Genomic DNA, 18962 nt, shown 5'->3' with positions numbered 1-18962 from the left:
TCAGAGTTCCTTTCCAAGGATCCATTCGGCGATTTCTCGCACGGCGCCGTGCCCTCCGTGGGCCGACGTGACAGAACGAGCGCGTTCGCGGACCCCGCGATGGGCATCGCCCACCGCGACGGGCCAGCCGACGAGCTCGAAACAGGGGAGGTCGTTGACGTCGTTGCCGACGTAGAGGATGCGCTGCGGGTCGATCCCGGCGTCGCCGTACCACTTGGCGAGTTCGACGTCCTTGGTCTCCACGCCGTGGACGACCTCGACGCCGAGCTTGCGCGCCCGGGCGGCGACGACCGGGTTCCGCTCGCTGGACAGGATGAAGACGGGGATGCCGGCCTTGCGGAGCCGGGCGATGCCCATGCCGTCGCCGCGGTGCGCGGCGACCATCTCGCGGCCGGTCTCGTCGATCCAGACGCGGTCGTCGGTCTGGGTGCCGTCGAAGTCCAGCACCACGGCGTCGATGTCGGCGCGGCCCGGGAGGTCGGCGGCGTCCAGCAGCGGGGCCAGGGCCCGGGCGCGGTCCAGGTCGCCGGGCTCGTCGAGCTCGATGGCGCGCTCGGGCGCGGTGGGGACCAGCTGGGTGCGGCCGAAGAAGCGGTGCCCGTGCTCGCGGAAGCCGTCTACGCGCATCGCGTAGACGGTGCCGGTCTCCAGGTATTCGGGGTGCCGGTCCTGGCGGCGCTGGCGGAAGGCCTTGTCGTGGTTGACGCCGTCGGCGCTGTGCCCGGCGGGCGCGCCGTCGGGGGAGGTACGCCAGACGAAGCCGTGGAACGGCACCGCGGTGAAGGCGGAGTCGGCGCCGTCACGGGTGATGGCCAGGACCGTCTCGTCCACTTCCCGAGTGGTGATGAACGGGCTGGTGCACTGCACGAAGACGAGGACCCCGACGGGCTCGCCGTGGCGCTCCTCCAGGGTGTCCAGGGCGTGCAGCAGGGCCGATTCGCTGGAGGACTGGTCGGCGGCGAGCTCGGCCGGACGCTCGACCACCTCGGCGCCGGCGGCGATGGCCACGGCGGCGATGGCGGGGTCGTCGGTGGACACCACGGTGCGGGTGACGTGCTCGGCGGCCAGGCAGGCCCGGACGGCGCGGGCGACCAGCGGGACACCACCGATCGGCGTGATGTTCTTGCCGGGGATGCCCTTGGACCCGCCGCGGGCGGGGATGACAGCGGTGACGGCGGACGAGGCCTGCCGGGCGGCCGTGTTCACAGAGTTCTCCAGGGAAGGGTGAAGGACGGAGCGAAGGGGCTCGGGCAAGGGTTACACGCCGCCCCACTGCTGGATCTTCGGGGCCACCCGTTGGACGCCGAACTGGTACGCGCCCTTCATGACCCGCCGTGAGGTGCGCTTCATCGCGCTGCTGGAGCGGGCGCCCGGCAGCTGTCCCGGGGAACCGTCGAGGTTCAGCCCGCGCCGGCTCAGCAGTGAACCGACGTAATCCGGCGCGCTGTCCGCCGTGTAGTACGGGGTGACGGGCGGCAGCGGCCGGCTCTTCAGCTCGCCGATGCGGGCCCGGATCGCGCCGAAGGGATCGTGGGCGCGGATTCCCTGGTCGTGCGTCCAGGATTCGTGTGCCATCGGTGCGGCGCCCTCGTCGATGGCGGTCCAGTCGGTGACGCAGCCGGATCCCACGAAATAGTGGTTCCCGTGGATCTCGCGGACACCGAGGTCACTCAGAATGGCCGTGGGCATTCCGCGGTGCATCGATTCCAGGGCGGCCGTCGAACTCACCGTCACCAGAAGGTCGGTGCGGTCCAGCGTGTCCGACATGTTGCCGTAGACGAAATGCAAGTTGGGCGGCAGCGGCTCTTCCATCTGTTCGGCCAGTACCTGGTAGTGGTGCGTTTCCACGTGGGTGGTCGCCTCACCCGGCTTGCTGCGCAGTTTGATGAGGACATCGCGCCCCGGACGCAGCCGTGCGTGCTCAATGGCGCGGCGCAGCATGTACGTACGGCCTTTTCGATCACCGGGCACCGAGGGCTGCACCGCGAAACACACCGTGTAGGCGTGCTGGGCATTGGTCCGGTTCATGTCGTACGGCCGGTGGTCGAGGAACGGCAGAGCGGTCTGCACGACGGTCTCACCGGGAATTCCGAGGGGCTCGTAGATCTCGCGGAACCGGCGCCCGTCGAACGGGCTGTTGGCGAGGACGATATCGGCGCCACCGCGCAGCAGAAGTCCGTCGGTCACCTTCTCGTAGACCACGCCGACATAACCGGTCATCAGAATGGGGCGGTTCCACTGCCCCTCGAACCGGTAGGCAAGCGCATGCAAAGCGGCATGGGTCGCTCCGCCTACGGTGCCGAGAATGATCACGTCCGCGTCGTCCAGGACGGGGTCCATGGCGAACTCGGGAAGGGTGGACTCGGAGATGGAGGCGGGTGTGATCCCCACCTCGGCGAGCTGGCGCGCGGTGGGCGTGGAGCGCCCGCGGAGCATGTGGGCGTGCACCTGGCCGCCCGGGTCCATGCCGATGGCGAGGCCGGCTCCCCATTTCCAGCGGGTGTCGGAGTCGGCGAGCACGTGGATGCGCACTGGGACTCCTGGCTCGTTGTGGAAAAGCGGACGAAGGGCTTCAAATGGCGCATTGTGTGCGAAACCGGTCGATCCGCCCCCAACTGCCCCTCCGGTTGGCGCGCATCTGCGCCGTGGTCTGGACCGGATTGCCCCGCAGTCCGGATCACTCTACATCCTTGCCCGACCTTTACCAGCCCCGGAATCGCCTGGATCTTGGTGAGGAGTTGTACGTCACACCGCGGTCATTCGGAGGGGGTTGCGCGGGTTCTGACATGATGTCCGGCAGGCTTACGCGTACGTAGGCTTGACGTGTGCGTGGCGCCCGCGCCGGCACAGTCCACGGGGGTGCATCTGTGAATGGAAGTAGGTGAGTGTTACTGATGGTTACGTTGTCGGTGATTGTTCCCATGTGCAATGTCCGCGACTACTGTCGGACGACACTTAAGTCTCTGGCGCTGAATGCGAGAGAAGATTTCGAGTTCATTATCGTGGACGACTGCTCCACCGATGGGACTCTCGAAATCATCCAGCAGATGGTGCCGTCCATTCCGGGTGCGATCCTGGTCCCGAACCCCCACAACATGGGTATCTCAGCCACCCGCAACAGGGGTCTTTCGGTCGCCCGCGGGCGCTACGTCACGTTTCTCGACGGTGACGACTGGTACGGCCCGGGATATCTCGCCCAGTTGGTCGGCTGGATGGGCCAGTCCGGGGTCGACTTCCTGCGCACCGGGCACGTCAAGGTGTTCGGCAGGAAGCGCGAGATAGCCAAGTGCCCGGTGTCCCCCCGGGCGATGCAGCTCGACCCCGCCGACTACATCCTTCCGGTCGACGCGTCGTCCATCGTCGACTATCCGCTGGTCTGGGCCGGAATCTACGACCGTGAGCGGCTGTTGTCGTTCGACGGCCTCTTCTTCGACGAGACCCTCCGCACCGCCGAGGACCGCCACTGGATGTGGCGTCTGCACCTGCGGGCGCGTTCCTTCGGCGTGGTCGATCTGCACGGCATCTTCTACCGCCGCGACGTCGCGGGTTCGCTCACGAAGATCCCCGACGAACGGCAGCTCGATTTCATCGTCTGCTATCAGAAGGTGTTCCAGGAGATCGCAAACCATCCGCGGGGATACGAACTCTCGTTCAAGGCGATGCGGACCCTCCTCGCGATGACCTGTATCCACCTCGACCGGGCGGACACATATGACGAGTACACGCGCACGCTGCTGATGGAACGCAGTGCCCGCGCCCTCGTGGAAGTCCCGCAGGACATCCTGGAGGGCACGCTGGCCGGAATGGATGCCCGACGGGTGAAGATGATTCGATCGCTGCTGTCCTCGGTCCTGGGCGTGGCCGCGTAATGACCCAGATTTTCGCCGCTTCCACCCTGTACGGCGCGATGACGGTGGCCGCCGCCATCGACGCCGGACAGTTCGGCCCGCCCGGGCGCGAGCGGATCCTGCTCGTGTGCAACAACGTGGACATCCCGGAGGTCGCCACCCCGCTCCACCGCATGCACGGTGCCCAGTCCGTGGTCTCCCGGTTCAGCCGGATCGTGTACTGGAACGAGCTCATCGCCCCCTACCACCCCTCGATGTGGGGTCCGCGGGGCGAGGACCTGGTCCTGTGGCGGTCCATCATGGCCCAGAAGATCGGGATCCCGGCCGGACCGCTCGAACTCATCGTGGAGTCCATCCAGGTCAAGCCGGCCCAGACGCTCGTCCAGATCTTCTCGGACGCCATCGTCACCGTCTACGCCGACGGCGTGATGACCTACGGCCCCACCCGCAACGACCTGCACAGGGACATCCACGCCCGGACTTCCCGGGTCCTCTACCTCGACCTCATCCCGCGCCTGGTCCCCATGCTCCTGACGGAGTACCGGATCCCCTCGCAGCCCGTGGACACCCGGGCCGTGCTCGGCCTGATGGCGGAACTCACCCGGGAGTGCCGCCCGCTGCTGGACGCGGCCATCCCCCCGCACATGCTGCAGCGCGGCCAGGACACCGCCGTCCTCCTCGGCCAGTACCTCTCCGCCCTCAACATCCTCACCGAGGAAGAGGAGGAGCAGCTCCACCTGCGCATGTTCGAGGCCGCGGTCGGCATGGGCTTCCGCTCCGTCATCTTCAAGCCGCACCCGAGCGCGCCGTCCAACCTCGCCGACACCCTCACCCTCGCCGCGCACCAGGCCGGGGTCGACTTCCTGGTCCTGGACGCCCCGGTGCTCGCCGAGACCATCTTCGAGTACCTGAAGCCGCGTTTCGTCATCGGGTGTTTCTCGACCGGTCTGTTCACCGCCCGGTCGCTGTACGGGATCGGGGTCGGCCAGATCGGCGCCCTCGAGGTCATCCGCCGGATGCGGCCCTACGAGAACAGCAACCGCATCCCGGTCACCATCACCCACGCCCTGCTGCCGGACCTCGAGGCGCCGAACAGCGGCATGGACCGGATCGGGGACGCCGCCTACGTCACGGGCGAGCTCTCGTCGTACGTCTCCACCGTCGGGTTCTGTATGCAGCCCAAGCGGTACGCCTTCCTCCGGCCGATCGCCGAGCAGTACATCGCGTCCTGCGTTCCGGTGTGGAACGACCGGCCCGAACTGGCCATGCACTTCAACGACAAGACCCGGGACAAGCTGGAGCTGCCCGGTCCGCCCACGAAGAAGATGCGCGCCGGCCGGCGGATGCGGTCCGTGCCCTCTCAGGGCATGCAGTTCGAGGTCCCGGTCAACGAGGTCTCGCTGGAGTCGTTCGCCTCCCTCCTGGAGGACGGCGACGACGAGGGCGCCCTGGAGGTCGGCACCAAACTGCTGGCCGAACGCGAGCACTTCGACGTCCTCATCGGCATGGCCCAGCTGCGGATCCGCACCGGTGAGATGGACGTCGCCGAGGAGCACCTGCAGAAGGCGGTGCGCCAGGCGACCGGCAGCGACCGCGCCCTGACCTGGCTGCGCATCGGCGAGACGGCCGCCCGCATGGGCAAGCGCGGAGCGGACCTGCGGCAGCAGGCCGGCCGGGAGGCGCTGCGGATCAACCCGAACTCGCCGGCCGCCGAACGGCTGGTCAAGGGCAAGCGCTTCGGCCGCCGCTGACCGCCACGGCGAACCACACGACGGCGAGCCACAGGGCGGCGAGCCACACGGCGGCGAAGCCCCTCCGCACCGAGTGCGGAGGGGCTTCGCCGTGTGCGCGGGACGCGTTACGCCGGGACGCTCGCGACGCCGGGGGCGAGGAACTTCTTGCCGTTCACCCGCTCCGAGACGCCCTCACGGTCCAGGTACGGGGTGATGCCGCCCAGGTGGAAGGGCCAGCCCGCACCGGTGATGAGGCAGAGGTCGATGTCCTGGGCCTCGGCCACGACACCCTCCTCCAGCATCAGGCCGATCTCCTGCGCCACCGCGTCCAGGACGCGGGCCCGCACCTGCTCCTCGGTGAGGACGGTGTCGCCCTGCTTGAGGAGGGCGGCGACCTCGGGGTCGAGCTCGGGCTTGAAGCCGTTCTCGGCCGTGTAGACGTAGAAGCCGCGCTTGCCGGCCTCGACGACCGCCTTCAGGTTGGGGGAGACCGTGAAGCGCTCCGGGAAGGCGCGGTTGAGGGTCTCGGAGACGTGCAGGCCGATGGCCGGGCCGACCAGCTCCAGCAGCACCAGCGGGGACATCGGCAGACCGAGCGGCTCGATCGCCTTCTCGGCGGTGACCACCGGGGTGCCCTCGTCGATGACGTTCTGGATCTCGCCCATGAAGCGGGTGAGGATGCGGTTCACGACGAACGCCGGGGCGTCCTTGGTGAGGACCGCGGTCTTCTTCAGCTTCTTGGCGACACCGAAGGCCGTGGCCAGCGAGGCGTCGTCGGTCTGCTCGCCGCGGACGATCTCCAGCAGCGGGAGGATCGCGACCGGGTTGAAGAAGTGGAAGCCGACCACGCGCTCCGGGTGCTGGAGCTTGGAGGCCATCTCCGACACCGACAGCGAGGAGGTGTTGGTGGCGAGGATCGCGTGCGCGGGGGCGACCGCCTCGACCTCCGCGAACACCTTCTGCTTGACCGTCATCTCCTCGAACACGGCCTCGATGATGAAGTCCGCGTCCGCGAAGCCCTCGGCCTTGTCCAGCACACCGGAGACCAGGCCCTTGAGGCGGTTGGCCTTGTCCTGGTTGATGCGGCCCTTGCCGAGCAGCTTCTCGATCTCGGCGTGGACGTAGCCCACGCCCTTGTCCACGCGCTCCTGGTCGATGTCGGTGAGGACCACCGGCACCTCCAGGCGGCGCAGGAACAGCAGCGCCAGCTGCGAGGCCATCAGGCCCGCGCCGACCACGCCGACCTTGGTGACCGGGCGCGCCAGGTTCTTGTCCGGGGCGCCGGCCGGGCGCTTGCCGCGCTTCTGGACCAGGTTGAAGGCGTAGATGCCGGAGCGCAGTTCGCCGCCCATGATGAGGTCGGCGAGCGCGGCGTCCTCGGCGTCGAAGCCGGCCTGCAGGTCACCGTCCTTGGCGGCGGCGATGATGTCCAGCGCGCGGTAGGCGGCCGGAGCCGCGCCGTGCACCTTGGAGTCGGCGATGAAGCGGCCCTTGGCGACGGCCGCGTCCCAGCCCTCACCGCGGTCGATCTCCGCACGGACGACCTCGGTCTCGCCGGTCAGGACGCGAGCGGTCCACAGGAGCGACTGCTCCAGGAAGTCCGCGCCCTCGAAGATCGCGTCGGCGATGCCGAGCTCGAAGACCTGCTTGCCCTTGAGCTGGCGGTTCTGGTTGAGCGAGTTCTCGATGATCACCGAGACCGCGCGCTCGGCGCCGATCAGGTTCGGCAGGATGGCGCAGCCGCCCCAGCCGGGGACCAGGCCGAGGAAGACCTCGGGCAGCGAGAAGGCCGGGATGGCCTTGGAGACGGTGCGGTAGGTGCAGTGCAGACCGACCTCGACACCGCCGCCCATCGCCGCGCCGTTGTAGTACGCGAAGGTGGGGACGGCCAGCGCGGACAGACGCTTGAAGACGTCGTGGCCGCCCTTGCCGATGGCCAGGGCCTCGTCGTGCTTCTTCAGCAGCTCGACGCCCTTGAGGTCGGCGCCGACCGCGAAGATGAACGGCTTGCCGGTCAGACCCGCGCCGACGATGGTGCCGGCGATGGCCTCCTGCTCGACCTGGTCGATCGCCGCGTTCAGGTTGGCGAGGGACTGCGGGCCGAAGGTGGTCGGCTTGGTGTGGTCGAAGCCGTTGTCCAGCGTGATGAGCGCGAAGCGCCCGGCGCCGAACGGCAGGTCGAGGTGGCGGACGTGCGCCTGGGTGACGACCTCGTCCGGGAACAGCTCGGCAGCGCCCTTCAGGAGCTCGGCGGTGGTGCTCACTTGGAGTCTCCCTTGGTGTCGAAGTGCGGGTTCTCCCAGATGACCGTGGCGCCCATGCCGAAGCCGACGCACATGGTGACCAGGCCGTAGCGGACGTGCGGCTGCTCCTCGAACTGACGGGCCAGCTGCGTCATCAGGCGGACGCCGGAGGAGGCCAGCGGGTGGCCGAACGCGATCGCGCCGCCGTACTGGTTGACGCGGGCGTCGTCGTCGGCGATGCCGTAGTGCTCCAGGAACGCGAGGACCTGGACGGCGAACGCCTCGTTGATCTCGAACAGGCCGATGTCCTCGATGGACAGACCCGCCTGCGCGAGGGCCTTCTCGGTGGCCGGGATCGGGCCGTAACCCATGACCTCGGGCTCCACGCCGGCGAAGGCGTAGGAGACCAGGCGCATCTTGACCGGCAGGCCGTTCTCGCGGGCGAAGTCCTCGGAGGCGATCAGCGCGGCGGTGGCACCGTCGTTGAGGCCCGCGGCGTTGCCGGCGGTGACGCGGCCGTGGACGCGGAACGGCGTCTTCAGACCGGTCAGGTTCTCCAGGGTGGTGCCCGGGCGCATCGGCTCGTCGGCGGTGACCAGGCCCCAGCCCGTCTCGCCGGCGTCCGGGTTGGTGCGGCGGACGGAGATCGGCACCAGGTCGGGCTGGATCTTGTTGTCCGCGTACGCCTTGGCGGCCTTCTCCTGCGAGCGCACGGCGTACTCGTCGGTGCGCTGCTTGGTGATGGTCGGGTAGCGGTCGTGCAGGTTCTCCGCGGTCATGCCCATGAACAGGGCGGACTCGTCGACCAGCTTCTCGGAGACGAAGCGCGGGTTCGGGTCCACGCCCTCGCCCATCGGGTGACGGCCCATGTGCTCGACACCGCCGGCGACGGCGACGTCGTACGCGCCGAAGGCGACGGAACCGGCCACCGCGGTGACGGCGGTCAGCGCGCCGGCGCACATCCGGTCTATGGAGTAGCCCGGAACGGACTGCGGCAGGCCCGCGAGGATGCCGGCCGTGCGGCCCAGCGTCAGACCCTGGTCACCGATCTGCGTGGTGGCGGCGATCGCGACCTCGTCGATCTTCTTCGGGTCGAGGTCCGGGTTGCGGCGCAGCAGCTCCCGGATCGCCTTCACGACGAGGTCGTCGGCGCGGGTCTCGTGGTAGATGCCCTTCGGGCCCGCCTTGCCGAACGGGGTGCGGACGCCGTCGACGAAGACGACGTCCCTGACGGTACGAGGCACGATGGCTCTCCTCCAGGTGCGGGATGGCACTGCTGCGCGGCGTCGCGCGTCAGTCTCCTGAGCGCTTGCTCACCCGCCATGCTACTTGCGGGTAACTGATGTGCACACCCCCCGCCCCCCAAGCGGCGAAGGTCACACTCTGCGCCCTCCGCCGGGGCGTGCGCGCGCCCCTCCGATCGGCGCGCCCCCGGCTACCCGATCGGGTCGGCCGCCCGCTCGCCACGGTCACGTCAATGGCATCGGCCCCACCGCTGTGCCGGCCCTGGCGGAGCCCGGGCGACCGCCGAACGGCAGGCAGAGCAAGCAGGGGACCGAGTTCGGCGCGCCCGTCACGCTGCCCGTGTCCGAGCCGGAGGCGTCCTTCGGCTTCCCCATGTCGGTGGGCACCAAGAAGGGGCTCAAAGACGCGTGGGCCAAGGCAGGGCACCTGCCGTCCCGCGCAGGCGATGCGGAACATCAGCTTCCTGGGTCCGGGAACGGCCTTGTAGAGCTCGGGCACCGAGAAGTACAGCAGGCCCAGGTCCGGCGCGGTGTTGACGATCGAGTCCTGCTCCCCGTAGACGATGCACACGGGCACCTTGTCGCCGAGGACCCTGCGCAGCGGCACGGTGGTGCGGTTCCAGCCGGGAGCGGGTGCACAAGACGCTGCACACCATGTCCGAGCACTGGCTCAAGAACGGCAAGGTCGAGGGCACGACCAGCGGCAGCCACCACCGGGACGAGGACGGGGTCCTCACCCCGCTGGAGGACTGAGGACCCCGCCGTACGCGAGCGTTCCGGATCAGGCCGTGGCGGCCAGGGCGGTCACCAGCGCGTCGGTGACCTGCTCGACCTGCCACGGCCGGGCGCCGTGGTCGGCCAGCGCCCGGGCCACCGACACGGCAGAGACCTGCATCGGGGGCTCCCAGCACAGCCGGCGGACGGTGTCGGGGGAGATCAGGTTCTCCTGGGGCAGGTTCAGCCGCTCGGCCAGGGCCGTGACCGCGGTCCTGGCCGCTGACAGGCGGGCCGCGGCGGCCGGGTCCTTGTCCGCCCAGGAACGCGGCGGGGGCGGGCCCGACGGGGTCGCCCCGGGCTGCGGCAGCTCGGCCTCGGGCAGGGCCCGGGCCCGGTCCACCGCGGCCATCCACTGCTCCAGCGCGCGCCGGTTGACCCGCTGGCCGAAGCCGGGCAGGGCGGACAGCGCGTGCGCGTTCGAGGGGAGGGCCAGGGCGGCCTCGACGATCGCCGCGTCGCCCAGCACCTTGCCCGGGGACACGTCACGCCGCTGTGCGATCCGGTCCCGGGTCTCCCACAGCTCCCGTACGACGGCCATCTGGCGGCGGCGGCGCACCTTGTGCATGCCGGACGTACGCCGCCACGGGTCCTTGCGGGGCGGGGCGGGCGGGGCCGAGGCGATGGCGTCGAACTCCTGCCGGGCCCATTCCAGCTTGCCCTGCCGGTCCAGTTCCTTCTCCAGCGCGTCCCGCAGGTCGACCAGGAGCTCCACGTCCAGCGCGGCGTACCGCAGCCACGGCTCGGGCAGCGGGCGGGTCGACCAGTCGACGGCCGAGTGGCCCTTCTCCAGCGCGTAGCCGAGCACGCTCTCGACCATCGCCCCCAGGCCCACCCGGGGGAAGCCGGCCAGCCGGCCCGCCAGCTCGGTGTCGAAGAGCGAGGTCGGGACCATGCCTATTTCGCGGAGGCACGGCAGGTCCTGGGTGGCCGCGTGCAGGATCCATTCGGTGCCGGACAGGGCCTCGCCGAGTGCGGACAGGTCCGGGCAGCCGACGGGGTCGATCAGCGCGGAGCCGGCCCCCTCCCGGCGGAGCTGGACCAGGTAGGCGCGCTGGCCGTACCGGTATCCGGAGGCGCGCTCGGCGTCCACGGCCACCGGCCCGGTGCCGGCGGCGAAGGCCGCGACCACCCGGGCGAGGCCGTCCTCGTCGGCGACCACCGGCGGAATCCCGTCGCGGGGTTCGAGCAGCGGGATCGGCAGCCCATCGGACGGAACAACGACGTCGTCCGGGGGGCCGCCCCCGGTGGTGGTGCGCAGGTCTGCTGCGGTCTCATGGGCGTCGGTCACCGGTCAAGGGTATCCGTGGATGCGGCGCGCCCGTCGCCGGAACGTTCCGTCGACGGGCGCGGGCCGTATGCGAGGCGGCTTCCCCGTGTTCCCCGGGCGTTCGTCCGGGTCGTCTGGGGACCGGCTATCCGGGGGCCGTGGGCCGGGCTCAGTGGATGATCCCGGTCCGGAGGGCGACCGCCACCATGCCGGCGCGGTCCCCGGTGCCCAGCTTGCGGGCGATCCGGGCCAGGTGGGACTTGACGGTCAGGGCGGACAGGCCCATCGAGACGCCGATGGCCTTGTTGGACTGGCCCTCCGCGACGAGGCGCAGGACCTCGACCTCGCGGCCGGAGAGCTCCCGGTAGCCGCCCGGGTGGCTCGGGGCACCCGGGGGGCGGCGGTGCATCCGGGCGGCGGCCGACCCGATGGGGGCGGCGCCGGGCCGGCTGGGCAGCCCGATGTTGGTCCGCGTTCCGGTGACGACGTAACCCTTCACACCGCCCGCGAGGGCGTTGCGGACGGCGCCGATGTCGTCGGCGGCGGACAGGGCCAGGCCGTTGGGCCAGCCCGCGGCGCGGGTCTCGGAGAGCAGGGTGAGACCGGAACCGTCGGGCAGGTGGACGTCGGCCACGCAGATGTCGCGCGGGCTGCCGATGCGGGGACGGGCCTCCGCGATGGACGACGCCTCGATCACGTCACGGACTCCGAGGGCCCACAGATGGCGGGTCACGGTGGAACGGACGCGCGGGTCGGCCACGACGACCATGGCCGTCGGCTTGTTCGGGCGGTAGGCGACCAGGCTTGCGGGCTGCTCGAGAAGAACGGACACCAGGCCTCCTGGGGGAGTGGCGGGACGGCGCCGGCTCGGGGAAGAAGCCGGTGCGCTCCGTGGGGATGGTCACTGACTCCTTCGGCACGTCACCCGGCCGGCTTTAGGAAATGATCACGATTTGGTGAGTAACAATTCGGGCAATTCGGACGAGCGATCGATCGGGGCCGCTCAGCGGCCGCGCCGCGGCGCGGCTGCGTCGATGCGTGGGCGCGGCTCGGCTGAGGTGTGGGCAGGCGTTCCGCAGGGCGGAACGGGTGGGCACACCGGAACGCCGCCCAGCAGGCAGCGCTCCCGCCCCACCGAAGCGATGGCCGGGCTCGGCCGCAGCCGCTGCCCCACGGCCCGGGCGGGGCTCCGCCGGACCCGGCGCCGCCTGGAGCGGAGCTCCGCCCGGACGGGGGCCGACCCCGGAGCGGGGTCGGGGTGCAGGCGCACGCTGCGCGTCCGGCGCGGGCCGGTGTGCCGTGTGCCCACCCGTGCCGCCCTGCGGCACGCCTGCCCACACGGCGGCGCGAGCGGCACGCCTGCCCACACGGCGGCGCGAGCGGCACGCCTGCCCACACGGCGGTGCGGTGCGGCATGGCCGCGCGGCGGCGTGCGGCCGCCCCGCCCGCCATGGCCGAGGCGACGGCCGCCCTGCCCCACGGGGCTTACGGATGGTGGGGGCCTCGGCGTTGGGGGAGGGAGACCACGCCGGGGTCGGACGGGGGGAGGGGTTCCAGGCCGGCGACCTGACAGAGCAGCTCGCACCACGCGGCAAGGTGCGACGCCGTGTCCGGCACCCCGCCCACCCCCTCCCGCGGGGTCCACGACGCCCGGATCTCGATCTGTGTCGCCGGCCGCCGCGCGGACAGCCCGCCGAAGGAGTGCGAGCTCGCCATGGTCACCGTTCCGCTCGCCTCCCCGTAGCCCAGGCCGCGTGCCTCCAGCGCGCCGGTCAGCCAGGACCAGCACACCTCCGGGAGCAGCGGGTCGGCCGCCATCTCCGGCTCCAGCTCCGCCCGTACGAGCGTGACCAGCCGGAACGCGCCCTGCCACGCCTCATGCCCGGCGGGATCGTGCAGCAGGATCAGCCGCCCGTCGGCCAGGTCCTCCTCGCCCTCGACGACCGCGGCCTCCAGCGCGTACGCGTACGGGGCGAGTCTCTGCGGCGGTCTGGTGGCCTCGATCTCGATCCCCGGCCGCAGCCGAGCCTTCTGCAAGCCGCCGACCGCCCGTCTGAACGGGAGTGGGACGGAGGCCTCCTTCGCGCTGTCCATACCGTCAGCGCCATCTGAAAATCGTCCCTGAGCCGCAGCCATGCGGGGAAGACTAGGCGGAAGGAGGGTCCGTTCACCGCAGGGACACCCGGCCCGGAGGGGCCAGTTCGTCATACGTGCGAAGATTTGGGTCGTGAGTGCCAACGACCGCCCCACGGGCCAGCCGCGTCAGACCTACGATTCCGCCTTCCTCAAGGCGTGCCGGCGCGAGCCGGTGCCGCACACCCCGGTGTGGTTCATGCGGCAGGCCGGGCGCTCCCTCCCCGAATACCGGAAGGTCCGCGAGGGCACCGCGATGCTGGAGTCCTGCATGCGGCCCGATCTGGTCACCGAGATCACGCTGCAGCCGGTGCGGCGGCACAAGGTCGACGCGGCGATCTTCTTCAGCGACATCGTGGTGCCGCTGAAGGCGATCGGCATCGACCTGGACATCAAGCCGGGCATCGGCCCGGTCGTGGCCCAGCCGATCCGCCGCCGTGAGGACCTCGCCCAGCTGCGCGACCTGACGCCGGACGACGTCCCGTACATCACCGAGGCGATCGGCATGCTCACGGGTGAACTCGGCGCCACCCCGTTGATCGGCTTCGCGGGCGCTCCTTTCACCCTCGCGAGCTACCTGGTCGAGGGCGGCCCGTCGCGCAACCACGAGCACACCAAGGCGCTCATGTACGGCGACCCGCAGCTGTGGGCGGACCTGCTGGACCGGCTGGCGGAGATCACCTCCGCCTTCCTCAAGGTCCAGATCGAGGCCGGCGTCTCCGCGGTCCAGCTCTTCGACTCCTGGGTCGGCGCGCTGGCTCCGGCCGACTACCGCCGCTCGGTCATGCCTGCCTCCTCGAAGGTCTTCGACTCGGTCGCCTCCTACGGCATCCCGCGCATCCACTTCGGCGTGGGCACCGGTGAGCTGCTCGGCCTGATGGGCGAGGCCGGTGCCGACGTGGTCGGCGTCGACTGGCGGATCCCGCTGGACGAGGCGGCCCGCCGGGTCGGCCCCGGCAAGGCCCTCCAGGGCAACCTGGACCCGGCGGTCCTCTTCTCCACGCCCGAGGCGGTCGAGGCGAAGACCGACGAGGTGCTCGCCGCGGCGTCGGGCCTGGAGGGGCACGTGTTCAACCTGGGCCACGGCGTCCTCCCGACGACCGACCCGGAGGCGCTGACCCGCCTGGTGGACTACGTCCACACCAAGACCGCGCGCTGAGCCCGGCCCCAACGGGACCGGCGGGACCCGGGGCTATCACCGTCCCAGGGGCCGCGGTCCCGCGGCGGCGGAGCAGGGCACCTGCTCGCGGGCGCCGACGTCGAGCCTGAGGCCCCGGGGCTGCAGGACGCTGCTGTCCGTGCCGAACGCGGGCGCGGAGCCCACCGCCAGGCGGAGCCGGTGGCGGCCCACGACGGTCGCGGTGGCGACGACCATCGCGACCGTGCCGAAGTGGGCGCCCAGGCAGATCCGCTGCCCGCCGCCGAACGGCATGAACGCGTACTTGGGCAGCGGTGCCCCGGCCGGGCGGTCGATCCAGCGGTCGGGGCGGAACTCCGTCGGCCGGTCGTAGTGCCGCGGGTCCCGGTGCAGCACGAAGGGGCTGACGAAGACCTGCTGCCCGGGGTGCAGCAGCCGGCCGCCGAGCTCGGTGGGCCGGTCCACGGTCCGCTCCAGGAACCACAGCGGCGGATAGAGCCGGAGGGTCTCCTTCACCACCGCCTCGGTGAACACCAGGCGGGGCAGGTCGGCGGCGGTCGGCAGCCGGCCCGCCAGCTCCCCGTCGACCTCCGCCAGCATCCGCGCGTACACCTCGGGCTGCCGGTCCAGCAGGAGGAAGAGCCAGGCCAGCGCGGCGGCGGTGGTCTCGTGGGCGGCGAACAGCACGGACATGACGATGCCGACCGCGCCCTCGTGCGTGATCGCGCCCTCGTCGCAGGCCGCCAGGAGGAGGTCCGCGAGCACTCCGGGGCAGTCGTCCTGCCGGGTCCGGCGCCGCTCGACCAGACGGGACACCTCACGGGCCAGCTCGCGACCCGCGCGGTGCAGGCGCCGGCGGCGCAGGAAGCGGCAGGACGCGGGCAGCGGCACGGTACCGGGCAGCCGGGCGTCCTGGAGGCGGGCCACCAGCTCGGGTACCCGGCCGACCTCGGGCCCCAGGCAGTACTCGGAGATCAGGTGCGCGCTGAGGTCCTCCAGTGCCGGGACCGCGTCGATGCCGCCCCGGGCCCGCCAGGAATCCGCGTGCCGGGCCACCGTGGCCGCGAGGCGGTCCTCGGCGGCGCGCACGCTGCTGCGGTTCAGGCCGTGGCCCGCCAGGCTGCGCGCGCGCATCCACCGGGCCAGGTCGGCCGAGGCGCTGCCGCCGTCGACCTCGTCGCCCAGCAGGTCGCGGGTGATGACGTAGGCGGTGTTGGTGTGCTTGAACACCTCTTCCGCGAGGTCCGGCGAGTTCACCAGGTACATCCCCTGGTCGAAGCGGACCAGGTCGCCGTACTGCCGCTGGTGCAGCAGGAAGCCGAGCCGGTCCCGCTCGAAGGCGAGCCTGTTGCCGTACCCCCCGGCCCCGAGGGGGCCGGGAGTCGTACCGGGCGTCAGCACGGGGTCACCGCTCCTGGAGGAACGGGTAGTAGTAGGTACTGAAGCGGTCCTGCTGGTTCGCTCCGAGCATGGTCCTCATCGAGCCCTGTCGCTCGATGCTGGCTCCGGACGGGTCCGATGCCAGTGGAGCCGCGCTCGACGCGGCGTAGGCCGATCCGGCGCCGAGCACGGCGGCGACGGTGGACACGGCCACCAGGGCCAGCTTGCGCAGGGGGGTCAGGGCAGCCATGGCTGTCCTCCTTCGGGTCGCCGGACGGCTGGTCCGTCCGGTCTGCACCCATTGGGCCCGGCCGTGGGGGCCGGGTCATGCCCCGGGATCTCGTGACATGACCCGGGCCGCCCGGTACGGCACAATCGCCTGCCCTGCCCTGCCCTGCCCTGCCCTGCCCTGCCCTGCCCCCGCCCCTGCCCCGTGCCGTCCGCGGACCGCCGTCACATCCCCGCGGCGCGCACCGCGGCGACCGCCTTGCGGGCCGCCACCAGGACCGGGTCCCAGACAGGGGAGAACGGCGGGGCGTAGCCCAGGTCGAGCGAGACGACCTGCTCCACGGTCATGCCCGCGGTCAGGGCGACGGCGGCGACGTCCACGCGCTTGGCGGAGCCGGCCCCGCCCACGATCTGCACGCCGAGCAGCCGGCCGGTACGCCGTTCCGCCAGCATCTTCACCGTCATCTCCTGCGCGCCCGGGTAGTACCCCGCCGTGTTCGTCGAGCGGACGGTGGCCGTGACGAAGCGCAGGCCGGCCGCCGAGGCGTCCTTCTCGCGCAGCCCGGTGCGGGCGATCTCCAGCGAGCAGACCTTGCTGACCGCCGTGCCGACCACGCCCGGGAAGGTGGCGTAGCCGCCGCCCGCGCCCGACCCGATCACCTGGCCGTGCTTGTTGGCGTGGGTGCCCAGCGGGATGTGCCGGGTCCGGCCCGACACCAGGTCGAGGACCTCCACGCAGTCCCCGCCCGCCCACACGTTCCCGTGGCCGCGGACCCGCATCGACAGGTCCGTCAGGATGCCGCCCGAGTCGCCGAGCGGCAGGCCCGCCGCCCGGGCCAGGCCGGTGCGCGGTTCCACGCCGATGCCGAGCACCACGACGTCGGCCCCGTACTCCGTGCCGTCGGCGGTGACCACCGCGCGGGCCCGGCCGTCCTCGTCCGTGCGGATCCCGGTGACCTCGGCCCGGGCGACCGTACGGATGCCCATTCCGTTCATCGCGCGGTGCACCAGCGCGCCCATGTCCGGGTCGAGCGTGGCCATGGGCTGCTCGCCCCGGTGCAGCACGGTGACCCGGTAGCCCCGGTTCACCAGCGCCTCCGCCATCTCCACCCCGATGTACCCGGCGCCCACCACCACTGCCCGGCGGCCCGGGGTCCGCTCCAGGGCCTCCAGGAGCCGCTGTCCGTCCTCCAGCGTCTGGACGCCGTACACCCCGGCCGCGCCGATGCCCGGCAGCCGGGGCCGCACCGGCCGGGCGCCGGTAGCCAGGACGAGCCGGTCCCAGCCGGTCCAGGACTCGGCGCCGGAGTCGAGGTCGCGGGCGCGGACCCGCTGCCCGGCCAGGTCGAGCTCCAGGACCTCGGTCCGTGTCCGCAGGTCGATCCCGCGGGCCCGGTGTTCCTCGGGCGTACGGGCGACCAGGGCGTCCCGGTCCCTGACCAGCCCGCCGATCCAGTACGGGATCCCGCACGCGGAGTACGAGGTGAAACGGGACCGCTCGAAGGCCACGATCTCCAGCTCGTCCGGCCCCTTGAGGCGGCGGGCCTGGGACGCGGCGGACATGCCCGCCGCGTCCCCGCCGACCACGACCAGTCGTTCCGCCGCCATGCCCCTGCCGCCCTCCGCCGTGTCCGCTGCGCGATGTCCCGCGCGCCGTCCGCGGAACACGCTATGCGGGAAGGGGCGTTCGGATCACCTCATTCGGTGTCGGCGGGCGGAGTGGCGGACGGAGTGGCGGGCGCCGGGTCGGAGGCGGCGGCGGGCTGTGCGGCGGGAGCCGGGGCGGCGGACCGCTCCGCGGCTGCCGCGGGCGTCGCGGGGTGCGGCACCAGGCCGCCCGCCGGCCACCCGGCCCGGGCCCCGGACCGGTCCCGCGCCGGGCGGAACCGGCGGTACACCCGCCACAGGGCCAGCAGCACCCCGCCCGCCAGGGCGAACGGCAGCAGGGCCCCCACCGCCAGCGTGATCCACTTCAGCACGGCGAGGAACACCCCCCAGCCGCCCTCCAGCGCGTCCAGGAACGCCGGGCCGTCTGTGTCCTTGCCGTCCTTGCCCTCCTTGCCGTCCGTGTCCGCCGCGGTCACCTCCAGCGTGATGGTGCCCAGCGAGGTCTGGTCCTTCAGCGAGTTCTGCTGGGCGAGCAGCGCCTCCAGCTCGGTCTGACGCTTGTTCAGTTCGCCTTCCAGCGTGACGAGATCACCGATGGCGGTGGCCTTCTCCATCATCTCCCGCACCCGGGCCACACTCGCCTGCTGCGACTTGACCCGGCTCTCGACGTCGACCACCCGCTCGGTCACGTCCTGCGCCTCCACCTTGCGGTGCAGCAGTTTCCCGCTGCCCTCCAGCGCGGCGAGGACCGAGTCGAAGCGGTCCACGGGCACCCGGAGGGTGACCGTCGAGGTCATCACCCCCTCGCCGCCCCCTTCCCGCTCCGCGTCCCCGTGCCCGGACCGCTGCGTGGTCTCGTTGCCGACGTACCCGCCCGCGCCCTGGACCGCCGTACGGGCCGCCGCGAGGGTCTTCTGCGGGTCCTTCGCCTCGATGCCGAGCGCGGCTGTGCGGATGATGTGCTGCCGCACCTGTGCGGGGCTGCCCGGGCTGCCCGGGGCGCTCTGCGGCGCCGCGGCCCCGCCGCCCGCCTTCGCGTCCGACGCGGGCGCGGGAGCCCCGGCCGCCTCCCGCTGCGCGGCGAAGCCCCGGTCGGGCTTGGAAGCCGCGCTCTCGTCGCCGGCCGCGCAGCCGGTGAGGGCCAGGGCGCCGACGGCCGTGAGGGCCGCCAGGGCCACCACCGGGCGGTTGTGCCGCGCAAGGACTGCGCGGGACGGACCAGACAGGCCGGACGGACCGGACGGATCGGTTGGACGGATCGTCGCTGACATGCTCGTTGCCCCCCGGGCTCGGACGGAATCTCGCCGCTTCGACGTGCCCGGGGCCCGGCCGGGTTTCGCACGCACGGTCCCGGACCGGTTCC

14 protein-coding genes are annotated in these 18962 nt (G+C 71.8%); 3 read left to right on the top strand and 11 right to left on the bottom strand.

What is annotated here, in order from left to right; genetic code table 11:
• A complete protein-coding gene (locus tag ACGFQ9_RS30590; protein ID WP_393578270.1) occupies window positions 1–1206 on the bottom strand; it encodes a cytidylyltransferase domain-containing protein in 1206 nt (401 codons plus the stop codon).
• A gap of 51 nt (window positions 1207–1257) precedes the next feature.
• On the bottom strand, window positions 1258–2532 hold the full coding sequence (locus ACGFQ9_RS30585) for a DUF6716 putative glycosyltransferase (protein WP_393578268.1): 1275 nt from the start codon (window positions 2530–2532) through the stop codon (window positions 1258–1260).
• A 362-nt stretch (window positions 2533–2894) separates the two neighbouring features.
• Here ACGFQ9_RS30585 and ACGFQ9_RS30580 point away from each other — a divergent pair, with 362 nt between their 5' ends.
• The gene (locus tag ACGFQ9_RS30580) at window positions 2895–3869 is read left to right on the top strand and encodes a glycosyltransferase family 2 protein (RefSeq protein ID WP_393578451.1); all 975 of its coding nucleotides are present in this window, start codon (window positions 2895–2897) and stop codon (window positions 3867–3869) included.
• Window positions 3869–5599 carry a polysialyltransferase family glycosyltransferase gene (locus ACGFQ9_RS30575; protein ID WP_393578267.1) on the top strand — a complete coding sequence of 577 codons (1731 nt, stop codon included), beginning with the start codon at window positions 3869–3871 and terminating at the stop codon, window positions 5597–5599. The genes ACGFQ9_RS30580 and ACGFQ9_RS30575 overlap by 1 nt, the downstream gene beginning before the upstream one ends.
• Before the next feature lie 107 nt (window positions 5600–5706).
• On the opposite strand, the gene ACGFQ9_RS30570 is transcribed toward ACGFQ9_RS30575, so the two are convergent.
• The 5 genes from ACGFQ9_RS30570 to ACGFQ9_RS30550 all read right to left on the bottom strand — a co-directional run bounded on the left by ACGFQ9_RS30570 (window position 5707) and on the right by ACGFQ9_RS30550 (window position 13248).
• The gene (locus tag ACGFQ9_RS30570; protein ID WP_393578265.1) at window positions 5707–7845 is read right to left on the bottom strand and encodes a 3-hydroxyacyl-CoA dehydrogenase NAD-binding domain-containing protein; all 2139 of its coding nucleotides are present in this window, start codon (window positions 7843–7845) and stop codon (window positions 5707–5709) included.
• Window positions 7842–9068: a thiolase family protein gene (locus ACGFQ9_RS30565; protein WP_393578264.1), complete on the bottom strand. Its 1227-nt coding sequence runs from the start codon at window positions 9066–9068 to the stop codon at window positions 7842–7844. The genes ACGFQ9_RS30570 and ACGFQ9_RS30565 overlap by 4 nt, the downstream gene beginning before the upstream one ends.
• Before the next feature lie 781 nt (window positions 9069–9849).
• Window positions 9850–11133, bottom strand: coding sequence for an HRDC domain-containing protein (locus ACGFQ9_RS30560; RefSeq protein ID WP_393578262.1), 1284 nt, complete (start codon window positions 11131–11133; stop codon window positions 9850–9852).
• 148 nt (window positions 11134–11281) lie between these two features.
• Window positions 11282–11944 carry a response regulator transcription factor gene (locus tag ACGFQ9_RS30555; RefSeq protein ID WP_365102248.1) on the bottom strand — a complete coding sequence of 221 codons (663 nt, stop codon included), beginning with the start codon at window positions 11942–11944 and terminating at the stop codon, window positions 11282–11284.
• A 653-nt stretch (window positions 11945–12597) separates the two neighbouring features.
• The gene (locus tag ACGFQ9_RS30550; protein WP_393578260.1) at window positions 12598–13248 is read right to left on the bottom strand and encodes a DUF3000 domain-containing protein; all 651 of its coding nucleotides are present in this window, start codon (window positions 13246–13248) and stop codon (window positions 12598–12600) included.
• Window positions 13249–13339: 91 nt separating this feature from the next.
• Here ACGFQ9_RS30550 and hemE point away from each other — a divergent pair, with 91 nt between their 5' ends.
• A complete protein-coding gene (gene hemE, locus ACGFQ9_RS30545) occupies window positions 13340–14404 on the top strand; it encodes a uroporphyrinogen decarboxylase (protein WP_393578258.1) in 1065 nt (354 codons plus the stop codon).
• Between the two features lie 36 nt (window positions 14405–14440).
• On the opposite strand, the gene ACGFQ9_RS30540 is transcribed toward hemE, so the two are convergent.
• The 4 genes from ACGFQ9_RS30540 to ACGFQ9_RS30525 form a co-directional block, all read right to left on the bottom strand.
• Complete coding sequence (locus tag ACGFQ9_RS30540; protein WP_393578256.1) at window positions 14441–15784, bottom strand: cytochrome P450; 1344 nt, start codon at window positions 15782–15784, stop codon at window positions 14441–14443.
• Window positions 15785–15788: 4 nt separating this feature from the next.
• A complete protein-coding gene (locus ACGFQ9_RS30535) occupies window positions 15789–16013 on the bottom strand; it encodes a hypothetical protein (RefSeq protein ID WP_393578254.1) in 225 nt (74 codons plus the stop codon).
• Window positions 16014–16216: 203 nt separating this feature from the next.
• The gene (locus tag ACGFQ9_RS30530; RefSeq protein ID WP_393578253.1) at window positions 16217–17599 is read right to left on the bottom strand and encodes an FAD-dependent oxidoreductase; all 1383 of its coding nucleotides are present in this window, start codon (window positions 17597–17599) and stop codon (window positions 16217–16219) included.
• Between the two features lie 89 nt (window positions 17600–17688).
• Window positions 17689–18780 carry a DUF4349 domain-containing protein gene (locus ACGFQ9_RS30525; RefSeq protein ID WP_393578252.1) on the bottom strand — a complete coding sequence of 364 codons (1092 nt, stop codon included), beginning with the start codon at window positions 18778–18780 and terminating at the stop codon, window positions 17689–17691.
• Between the last annotated feature and the right edge of the window lie 182 nt (window positions 18781–18962).

Source organism: Streptomyces sp. NPDC048603, assembly GCF_043199475.1.
GTDB lineage: Bacteria > Actinomycetota > Actinomycetes > Streptomycetales > Streptomycetaceae > Streptomyces.
The sequence above is the reverse complement of the archived record's forward strand: the minus strand, read 5'-3'. Positions and strand labels throughout refer to the sequence as shown.